This window comes from Luteimonas aestuarii (assembly GCF_004357985.1).
In the GTDB taxonomy this organism is placed as follows: Bacteria; Pseudomonadota; Gammaproteobacteria; order Xanthomonadales; family Xanthomonadaceae; genus Luteimonas; species Luteimonas aestuarii.
The window spans coordinates 80759-91272 of the sequence record NZ_SMTF01000014.1 but is presented as its reverse complement, the minus strand read 5'-3'; the positions used below and the strand labels follow the sequence as shown (position 1 = coordinate 91272).

Annotated in this window: 8 protein-coding genes; 4 read left to right on the top strand and 4 right to left on the bottom strand. The window is 58.5% G+C overall.

What is annotated here, in order from left to right:
- The 3 genes from E2F46_RS14205 to E2F46_RS14200 form a co-directional block, all read left to right on the top strand.
- Positions 1–91, top strand: a 91-nt coding sequence (locus E2F46_RS14205) for an integrase core domain-containing protein (RefSeq protein ID WP_165967401.1), incomplete at its 5' end; no start/stop codon positions are given.
- Positions 92–403: 312 nt separating this feature from the next.
- Positions 404–574 carry a hypothetical protein gene (locus E2F46_RS17500; RefSeq protein WP_165967482.1) on the top strand — a complete coding sequence of 57 codons (171 nt, stop codon included), beginning with the start codon at positions 404–406 and terminating at the stop codon, positions 572–574.
- 3 nt (positions 575–577) lie between these two features.
- The gene (locus E2F46_RS14200) at positions 578–1078 is read left to right on the top strand and encodes a hypothetical protein (protein ID WP_133323215.1); all 501 of its coding nucleotides are present in this window, start codon (positions 578–580) and stop codon (positions 1076–1078) included.
- 45 nt (positions 1079–1123) lie between these two features.
- Here the strand turns inward: E2F46_RS14200 and E2F46_RS14195 are convergent, their stop codons facing one another.
- From E2F46_RS14195 to E2F46_RS14180, 4 genes are all read right to left on the bottom strand, one after another.
- Entirely contained in the window at positions 1124–1840 is a 717-nt protein-coding gene (locus E2F46_RS14195; RefSeq protein WP_341777567.1) for a transposase, read from the bottom strand.
- A 142-nt stretch (positions 1841–1982) separates the two neighbouring features.
- Positions 1983–2855 (bottom strand): hypothetical protein, encoded by an 873-nt coding sequence (locus tag E2F46_RS14190; protein ID WP_133323213.1) that lies wholly within the window; start codon positions 2853–2855, stop codon positions 1983–1985.
- Between the two features lie 207 nt (positions 2856–3062).
- Complete coding sequence (locus tag E2F46_RS14185) at positions 3063–4973, bottom strand: NACHT domain-containing protein (protein ID WP_133323211.1); 1911 nt, start codon at positions 4971–4973, stop codon at positions 3063–3065.
- A gap of 48 nt (positions 4974–5021) precedes the next feature.
- Positions 5022–8717, bottom strand: a complete 3696-nt coding sequence (locus E2F46_RS14180; protein ID WP_133323209.1) for a methylmalonyl-CoA mutase family protein — start codon at positions 8715–8717, stop codon at positions 5022–5024.
- 147 nt (positions 8718–8864) lie between these two features.
- On the opposite strand from E2F46_RS14180, the gene E2F46_RS14175 reads away from it, so the two are divergent.
- Positions 8865–10427 carry a phospholipase D family protein gene (locus E2F46_RS14175; RefSeq protein WP_133323207.1) on the top strand — a complete coding sequence of 521 codons (1563 nt, stop codon included), beginning with the start codon at positions 8865–8867 and terminating at the stop codon, positions 10425–10427.
- Positions 10428–10514: the final 87 nt, after the last annotated feature.

Sequence of the window (10514 nt, the reverse complement as noted above, 5' to 3'; positions counted from 1 at the left end):
CGGCGACTGGATCCAGTTCTATAACCACCGGCGCCCACACCAGGCGCTGGGCATGAAGACACCCGCTGAGGCATATGCATTAGCGGCCTGACCTGTGCAGAAACCGCTGGGTCATTACATACCTCTGGCGGTCGCCGTCGTCCAGGAAGCATGGCAACCGGTTGTTCCCGCGCTGCACAACGTGCTGCGGCACTCCTGCAAGGTCGAAACGCGGTTGACGGGCCATGGCCCAGCATCACCGAATCGCCTTCGCGGCTACATCAGGCTCCCCTTGGAGTCAGCGTAGGAAAATCCCTCACCAGCAGTGGGCAATTGTCCCTGACACCTTTTCTCAACACCTTTTCTCAATTACGATGACGTTGAAGTTGCAACAACTCGTTATCCTCAGACATCTACTGGTGATATGAGAAAAATTGGAACAGATGCTATTCAAGCACATGTTGATGCAACGGGGAAAGTGCCTTCTGGAAACAAAGCACATGGTCATCTTGGTCCATTAGCAGATGATTTCAATGGAGTGCATGACTTGAAAAAAGATTTAAAAATGAAAAAAATGCACATCACTAGAATATAAATAATGAGCGCAGTACTAATAAAATCGATGATTTCAAAAGATGATATTGGAGATGCACCAAAAATTAACTCAAAAGTTAGAGAATATGTTTGGTCATATATATATGACAATTTACTGCAACAAAAGGAAGTAATGACCGATGATAAATATGATTACGATTTAACATTGTCATTGATAAAATTTAATGCAGAAAAGCATAAATTTTTTACTGATTCTTCTTTTAATACAGAAATAAATAAATTTAGACCAGAACCTAAGTTTAATATACAAGGCAATTTGAAATTTGCAGTACTAAGAGTAGTATCAAAGATGATAAATAATGATACCTCTCCCGTAGATTATGCCAATGTAGTTTATGATGCATTCGGCTCTTTTCTCGTATTGATTTCAAAAAAAATAACAAAAGAGGAATTAGATAGAATTAAGGAAGGTTTAGATTATGATTATATAAATGGTTTTGCTTATCCCGCAACTATTGAAGATTGTGATTTTTTTATTATTTAGTTTATGAGAATACCCGATTTTGATACAATTATTTTTCATGTAAATTTAAAATCTAGAAAAGGTGGCAGGGACAATTGCCGCGGGCCGGCGGCCTGCCCCTGGCTCGCAGTCCCGCGAACTTGCCCATGCGCTGCGTGACCCACGCCTGGAACCTGTCCGTTCCCAACGCCTTCTGCTGCTGCAAGTGGGCCCGGATCTCCGCGACCAGAACATCCTCCACACCTTCCGCCACGATAGTGCGGTAGGCCGCCGCGCGCTCGGACGGATCCGATCCCAGCGCCAGGTACCCGGGGTGCGGGACCAGCAGGGGATCCTTCCGGTATCCGCCGTTCCCCCATGGCTCGACCAGGGATAGTCGGCAGGCCTGGCCACCATCCAAGCGCGCACCGGATTGTGCTCGATGTAGCGGCTGCACGCCGGGAAGCACGGGTCCGAGTCGACAAGGCAGGCCTTGAACCGCCCTTCCCACAATGTGCCCGTACGACCATGGCGCCCGTTGAACAGCCCGGTGTAGTTGCGCGCGAACGTATGCATCAGCCGCGACACCGCCCCAGCGCTGGCAGGCGTCAACAGCAGATGCACGTGGTTGCTCATCAACACATAGGCATGAAGTTGGCAGTCGAACCTGGCAAGGCCCTGCCGCAGGCATTGCAGATACCGTTGGCGGTCATCGTCGTCCAGGAAGCAAGGCAACCGGTTGTTCCCGCGCTGTACGACATGCTGCGGCACTCCTGCAAGGTCGAAACGCGGTTGACGGGCCATGGCCCAGCATCACCGAATCGCCTTCGCGGCTACATCAGGCTCCCCTTGGAGTCAGCGTAGGAAAATCCCTCACCAGCAGTGGGTAATTGTCCCTGACACCTTTTACCTTCCTTCTTTCCGTCCTGACACCTTTTTCTGCTTGTTAGCCTTGTGACCGATTGAGCAACGTTGATAGCGCTTTAGCTAGCTCCGCCTCGTCTTTCAGAGCTTGCGAGAGCCGATCAGACAACTCTCCCAACACAATCCGAATGCTACTGGCGAGATCCATGCACTCCCCATCTGTGCGAGCGTGAACACCATCGCTTAGCGCTGAGTGCAGGAGCTTGATTGGACTATGCCCATTGATCAAGAGGCTTTCAGGAAGCACATCCTTTGCCATGTCCAGTGCTCTCGTAAACTGAGTCTCCGCAATCGCCGATCTCAGTGTTGCGAGCTTTTCAGCAGGTGCTCCAAGCTTCTCTGAGACTTTGACGATCTCCTCAAGAATTCGATTTTTTTGAGACTCTACAACGCGTCGATAATATATAAACGCTCCAACGCCAAGCCCCTGATTTTCACAGCGGCGACCCTTCAAGAAGTCTTCTCTATCGGGCCCAATCAGCTTCATCAGCTTGGGGGGAGTAGGTGGACCAAATGGCGGTAGCTCGCCAAACTTATAGAGCTGGCCCTCCGCCTTTCCGTCTTCCTTGGCAGAAGCCGCAAGTGCAAATGTTTTCTCGAATTTCTGACAGTTTGAGCAGCGGTAGGTCAGATAGAGAAATGAATATGAGGTACCTAATATTTGCTCCGTGCGAGACGTGCAGCGGAAGAATCGCATGCCGTTGCATGAGTCATCAGGACAGTGCAACTGGATTTCGGGTGTAAGAAGAATGTGAGCGGCCTTGCCCTCAGAATACACGTACCCCCATTTGGCCATTGCAGCTATGTCGCGAAGCTGACCAGGTGGGGTGCTTTCCATGAAGTCGGTGTACGCGACATACTCGATTTCCTCTTCGACCTTTGCCGTATCAGCCATCGTATCTCCTCCTCACGAAGCTAACTACCATTTATCCAACCAGAAATTGAACCTGACCCCTTTCCCTGACAATTGTCCCTGATGCCTTCTCTGTCAGGATCGAAGCTCTCATCGGCCGCAGCATGGAGATCCGCCCACGCGGCAGACCTCGACTGGAAAAATGTACCTGACCCATTTTTTCTGACTCCTGACCCCCTTTTTCTAATCTCAAAAATCATCAAGCACTGAAGTCGCCATTGCCGCTTTTCTGGCTTCAGCTGCGCTCCGAACTGCGTTGATTGTGGTCCGAGTGACGACTGGAAGATTCGTTGCAGACGCCAGTGCTGTCACTGCCTCATCGCCAGTGAGGCTGCTCGCGACGCCATTCAAATGCACATCGTCGTCCTGAAAGCGCTCTCGCCAGTACAAGAAAAGCTTGGATTCGGCGGCTCGGCGAGATCCACCAAAGTTCTCTGGATCAAGAGAAGATAAAAGAATAAACCGCAGTCCATTCTCCTTCAATGCCACAAGAATGGCGCCACCATCAGCACGACTCGTCACCGTTCGAGTAACGTTCTTTGACGTGTCAAAACCCAGCCTCTCATGAACATACTTCTGCACAGAAACCCGCTCAAAGTTTCCTCGACCAGCTCCACGAAACCCGCCAACATAGAAAACATCTGCAGAAGCAAAAATACACTCGATCGCGATATCGTCGTCCGAGCCACCGCCACTGCACGCAGATCGCAATAACGGGTCGATACAAATCTCTCGCACGAGAGCCAAATCCGCTTCAGCAATGAACCTCAGGACTTCCCTAAACCTCAAAACATCAGAGCTCTGAAATATTTTCCTCAGCGCCTCTTCCCTTCGACTCGCGAGATCGATCGCCAGATATTGAGCTGCAAAGTACTCCTGAAAAGATTTATGCGACCATCGATACTCGACACCATCCTTCGCAAAAATCGGCACCGCCTGAATTAGATCTTGCCTAATCTTCTGCCAATCACTACTAATTGACGACCTCTCTACCGCTGCTTTCAGGTGCTCGCTGAACTCTTCTGGCGAGTAAGAGACCCGCCCAGACTTGAATGTAATGAACCCTAATGAACGCAAGACTTTATGAAAATCATCGACATCGAGAGCGCATTGCTTCTTGCGCTCGAAGCTACCGCCCTTACTTAGATCATGGTCTTGAAAAAGTGCTTCATAGACCTGTCGAAAGAATATGGAACGCTTCGGAGGGATGGACTGCCGATAGTCAAATGCCTTGTAAAGCAGCGTAACCAGCAAAGGATTCCCAAGAAAGTCATGAACCTCCGCTTCTTCAATCTTGTTCAAAAGAGGTTTTGCAAGGCCTCGGCCTTGATCGTAGCGCCTAATAAGGGAATGAGCCTGCTCCTCTGAAAGTTTACAAATTTCAAAGTGCGCAAACTCTGGAAACAATGCGCTGCCGTACTCCTTCCTTGAAGTGAGCAAGAAATAGCAAAAAACAAATCTAGCTGCCAATTCATTTATCTCGTCCGTGATCTTCCCTCTTATTTCATCTTCGAGCTCATCATAACCATCAAAAACGAATACAAAATTTCCGTTGGCAAACAGATTGATGAGCTCCGTACCGGCCGAACTAGATGAGTCGCCGCCAGCAAGCTCGGAACATAATGAATCAACGATACTCACTCCAGCGCGCAGTCGGCGCAACTCGACGAGTAATGGGATGCTCCGTCCCTCGTTTATTGCAGAACGCACAATGAACTTGGCAAGTGTCGACTTGCCCATCCCTGCGTCATCTGTGAGCGCCACGCACCTACTATGCGAAAACAGACCTCTCGGATAGCTGTCGACCTCGTAGAGAGAGCCATCACTCTCACTTCGAACCGTCAGTGGTTCATACACGCTCTCGAGCTGAAAAACGCCAGATGGAATAGCGATCGACGGGAGAGTGCGCGTGCGATACTCAACACTCTTAATGTATCGAAACAAATTTTTCTTAATGACCTGCTGGTTTCTTAGCCCAGATATTCCGCGAAGAAACGGGCTAACGATCTGATCAAAGTACTTCGAAACAAGCGCACTTGTTGCGCCCTTGACTACCGCGCCAACGATCACGAGTCCCGCGCCAAGCTCCCCTGCAGCCATACTTCATCCCCGCTCTCAAGTTCGTCCGTCAGTGTTCATTCTTGACGATTACATATTCCGCCGATACTCCCCACCCACGTCATACAAGGCATGACTGATCTGCCCCAATGAGTGGGTCTTGACCGCCTCCACCAGCGCCTCGAACACGTTGCGCCGTTCCCGCGCGGTGCGCTGAAGATACGCCAGTCCTTGGCCGTCGTGCGCGTCGCCGTCGGCGGTGGCGTCTTCCACCACATGCCCATGCCCGGTCTCCCCTTCCGGCGCCAGTGAATTCCGGCCCGCCTGCCACGCCTGCACGTTGGCGATCTGCTGCCCCTTCTCTTCCTCGGTACTCCGGATCAGCTCGATCTCCGTCGCCACCTCGCCGCCATGCTCCTTCGGCAGGAACATATTCACCCCCACCAGCGGCAGACTGCCATCGTGCTTCTTGTGCTCGTAGTACAGGCTCTCTTCCTGGATCTTCCCCCGCTGGTACATGGTGTCCATGGCGCCCAGCACGCCGCCGCGCTCGCTGATGGCTTCGAACTCCTTGTACACCGCCTCTTCCACGATGTCGGTCAGCTTGTCGACGATGAAGCTGCCCTGCCAGGGGTTCTCGCAGAAGTTCAGCCCCAGCTCCTTGTTGATGATCATCTGGATGGCCACGGCGCGGCGCACCGATTCCTCGGTGGGCGTGGTGATGGCCTCGTCGTAGGCGTTGGTGTGCAGGCTGTTGCAGTTGTCGAACAGCGCGTACAGCGCCTGCAGCGTGGTGCGGATGTCGTTGAACTGGATTTCCTGCGCGTGCAGGCTGCGACCGCTGGTCTGGATGTGGTACTTCATCATCTGGCTGCGCTCGTTGGCGCCGTAGCGCTCGCGCATGGCGCGCGCCCAGATGCGGCGGGCGACGCGGCCGATGACGGTGTACTCCGGGTCCATGCCGTTGCTGAAGAAGAACGACAGGTTGGGCGCGAAGTCGTCGATCGACATGCCGCGCGCCAGGTAGTACTCGACGATGGTGAAGCCGTTGCTGAGGGTGAAGGCGAGCTGGCTGATCGGGTTCGCCCCGGCTTCGGCGATGTGGTAGCCGGAGATGCTGACCGAATAGAAGTTGCGCACCTTGTGGTCGACGAAGTACTGCTGGATGTCGCCCATCATCCGCAGCGCGAACTCGGTGCTGAAGATGCAGGTGTTCTGGGCCTGGTCTTCCTTGAGGATGTCGGCCTGCACGGTGCCGCGCACGGTCTGCAGGGTCTCGGCCTTGATGCGGGCGTAGGTGTCCGCGTCCACCAGCTGGTCGCCGGTCATGCCGAGGAAGGCCAGGCCCAGGCCGTCGTTGGTCGGCGGCAGGTCGCCGTGGTAGCGCGGGCGCTCGCGGCCTTCGAAGAACGCATCGATCTTCTGTTGCGCTTCGGCCCAGCGGTCGGGGTCGGCCTTGAGGTATTTCTCCACCTGCTGGTCGATGGCGGTGTTCATGAACAGCGCGAGGATGATCGGCGCCGGGCCGTTGATGGTCATCGACACGCTGGTGGTGGGCGCGCACAGGTCGAAGCCGGAGTACAGCTTCTTCATGTCGTCCAGCGTGGGCACGTTGACGCCGGAGTTGCCGATCTTGCCGTAGATGTCCGGGCGCGGCGCCGGGTCCTCGCCGTAGAGGGTGACGCTGTCGAAGGCGGTGGACAGGCGCGCGGCGGGCTGGCCGACGCTGAGGTAGTGGAAGCGGCGGTTGGTGCGCTCGGGCGTGCCCTCGCCGGCGAACATGCGGATGGGGTCTTCGCCGGTGCGGCGGTAGGGGTACACGCCGCCGGTGTAGGGGTAGCTGCCGGGCAGGTTTTCCTTGCCCAGGAAGGTGAGCAGCTCGCCCCAGGACTTGTAGGTGGGCGCGGCGATCTTGGGGATCTTCTGCTGGCTGAGGCTGTCGCGGTAGTTCTCGACGCGGATGGCCTTGCCGCGGACGTTGTACTCGGTGACGTCGTCGGTGATGGATTTCAGGCGCGCGGGCCATTCGCGCAGGTTGCGCAGGTTGTCGCTGGTGAGCGACTGCACGGCGTCGTTGTAGCGTTGGCGGAGGGTGAGGAGGGAGCGGTCGGGAGCAAGAGCGCCCCCATCCCGGCCTTCCCCCGCAGGCGGGGGAAGGGGCAGAGCGTTGGGGTTCGGGTGGGTGGCGGCCGATGCAGCATCACCAGGAGCGCCCCCATCCCGGCCTTCCCCCGCGCGCGGGGGAAGGAGCAGATCGGTGTCGTCATACAAGGCCAGTTGCTTCGGCAGCTTCGGGTCTTCAAGTTCCTGCAGGGCTTGCCAGAAGGACTGCGCGCGGTCGGCGGCTTCGGCCTGTTTCTCGATGCCGGCGTTGATGGCCCTGCCCTGCTCGGCGATCTCGGCCAGGTAGCGCACGCGGGCGCCGGGGATCAGCACGGTGGCGCGGGGTTCCTTGAGCGCGGTGTCGACGTGGGGCGTCCACTTGTCCGCCGGGAGCGACAGCTTTTCGCGCAGCAGTCGGTTGAGGTTGACGAACATCCAGCTCACGCCGGGGTCGTTGAACTGGCTGGCGATGGTGGGGTAGACCGGCACGTCCTCGTCGGCGGTCTGGAACGCCACGCGGTTGCGCTTCCACTGCTTGCGCACGTCGCGCAGGGCGTCCTCGGCGCCGCGCTTGTCGTACTTGTTCAGCACGATGAGTTCGGCGAAGTCGATCATGTCGATCTTCTCCAGCTGGCTGGCCGCGCCGTAGTCGCTGGTCATCACGTACATCGGGAAGTCGACCAGGTCCACGATCTCCGAATCGCTCTGGCCGATGCCGGCCGTCTCCACGATCACCAGGTCGTAGCCCAGGCCCTTCAGGAAGGCGATGCAGTCCTTCAGCACGGCGTTGGTGGCGACGTTCTGCCGGCGCGTGGCCATCGAGCGCATGTACACGCGATGGCTGCGCAGCGAGTTCATGCGGATGCGATCGCCCAGCAGCGCGCCGCCGGTGCGGCGGCGGGTGGGATCGACGCTGACCACCGCGATGCGCATCTGCGGGAAGCTGGCGAGGAAGCGGTTGAGCAGTTCGTCGGTGACCGACGACTTGCCGGCGCCACCGGTGCCGGTGATGCCGATGACGGGCGTCTTGCCGCCGGCCAGTTGCCATTCCTTGCGCAGCCTGGACAGCTCGGCGTCGGACAGGGTGCCGTCTTCGAGGGCGGACATCACGCGGCCAATGGCGATTTCGTCATCAAGGGAAGGAGAAGGAGAAAAGGGGTCAGAGTCATTTTTCGGGGCGTGCCCCCGACTCTGGCCAACATCCTTCCCCGAAAAATGACTCTGACCCCTTTTCTCCCCCGCCCGCTTCACCACGTCCTCGATCATCTCGACGAGGCCCATCTTCATGCCGTCGTTGGGGTGGTAGATGCGCTCGACGCCGTAGGCCTCGAGTTCGCGGATTTCCTCGGGGGTGATGGTGCCGCCACCGCCGCCGAACACCTTGATGTGCGCCGCGCCGCGTTCGCGCAGCATGTCCACCATGTACTTGAAGTATTCGACGTGGCCGCCCTGGTAGCTGGACAGCGCGATGGCGTCGGCGTCTTCCTGCAGCGCGGCGCGCACCACGTCCTCGACGCTGCGGTTGTGGCCCAGGTGGATCACCTCGGCGCCCTGCGACTGGATCAGCCGGCGCATGATGTTGATCGCGGCGTCGTGGCCGTCGAACAGGCTGGCGGCGGTGACGAAACGCAGCGGCGTGGCGTCGGGGGTGTGGTCGGGCAACTGGCTGGCAGGCGTGCTCACGGCGCGTTCCGGGGACGATTTCAGATGGAACCGATTGTAGCGCGCGGCCCTGGCGGGCCCGTTGGCAGCGGCCTGCCGTGACTTGTCCGTGACGGGGGTGGCATCGATACTGCGGCGCATGTCCACTGCCCCGTGCCCGCCAGCCCGATGAAAAAACGCATCAAACGCATCCTGCTGTGGGGGATGATCGGGCTGGTGCTGCTGGTCGGCAGCGGCATCCTGCTCGCGGATTACCTGATGCCGCCTGCCACGGGCACGCCCAGCCACGCGCTGCCGGTGCAGGCCGACCAGACCGCGCTGGACCGCGAACTGGAGCCCATGGTGGCGCGCAGGCCGGGCAAGACCGGGGCCATCATGCTGACCAGCGGCGTGGATGCGTTCGCGGCGCGGGCGCTGTCGGCGCGGCAGGCCGGGCGCAGCCTGGACATGCAGTACTACATCTGGCAGGACGACCTGACCGGCCACCTGCTGATGTACGAGGCGTGGAAGGCGGCCGAGCGCGGCGTTCGCGTGCGCCTGCTGCTGGACGACATCAGCACCTCCGGCAAGGACGGCGCGCTGCTGGCGCTGGACTCGCACGACAACATCGAGATCCGCGTCTACAACCCGTTCCGCAACCGCTCCGGCCCGATGCGGGTGCTGGAGATGGTGCAACGCATGTTCAGCATCACCTACCGCATGCACAACAAGGCGTGGATCGCCGACGGGCGCGTGGCCGTGGTGGGCGGACGCAACGTGGGCACCGAGTATTTCGACGCGCACGACGAAACCAACTTCCGCGACCTGGACCTGCTGCTGTTCGGCCCGGCCGTGGAGCAGGCCAGCGAGATCTTCGACACCTTCTGGAACAGCGATGCGGTGGTGCCCATCGCCCAGCTCAACCGCAAGTCGCGGCGGCAGATCAATACGGTGCTGGAGGAGATCAAGGAGGAAGCGCGCGGCGAGACGGCGCGGCGCTTCCTGGACAAGGTGGACCTGTCGCCCAGCGTGCGCGCGTACTTCACCCAGGAGCTGACGCCGTTCTGGATCGGGAACCTTCGCGTACTCTCCGACCCGCCATTGAAGTGGAAGGCGGAAACGCGGGTGGACGGCCTGGTGGCGCAACTGGCCGACGTGCTGCGGCTGACCGAGCGCAAGGCACTGCTGATCTCGCCGTACTTCGTGCCCGGCAACGAAGGCGTGACCGGATTCGCGGCGCTGGTGCGCGACCGCGGCGCGCACGTGGGCATCATCACCAACTCGCTGGCGGCCAACGACGTGATCGCGGTGCACGGTGGCTACGCGAACTACCGCAAGCAATTGCTGCAAACCGGCGTGGTGCTGTACGAGATGCGCCCGGAAGCCACCGACGGCGATACCAGCCTGTTCGGCAGCAGCGGCGCCAGCCTGCACACCAAGGCCTTCGTGGTGGACGACCGTTACGGATTCATCGGCTCGTTCAACATCGATCCGCGTTCGATCGACCTCAACACCGAGATGGGCGTGCTGTTCGACGACCCGGCGCTGGCCACCGCGCTGCGCGACGAGTACCTGCGCCTGTCCGGCCCCGACCAGAGCTACTGGGTGTACCTGGACCCGCGCGGCAAGCTGCGCTGGCTGGACCGCGCCAGCGATCCGCCGGTGGTGCTGGACAACGAACCCGAATCCAGCCGCTGGCAGCGTGCCGTGGCGCGCGTGGTGGGCTGGCTGCCGATCGAATCGCAGCTGTAGGCCGGGTCGCCACGACCCGCCCGCCGACCCGTGGGCCTCAGGCAATTTCAGATGCAACCAAGTAAAATCCCGGGCGGATGGCGCGGG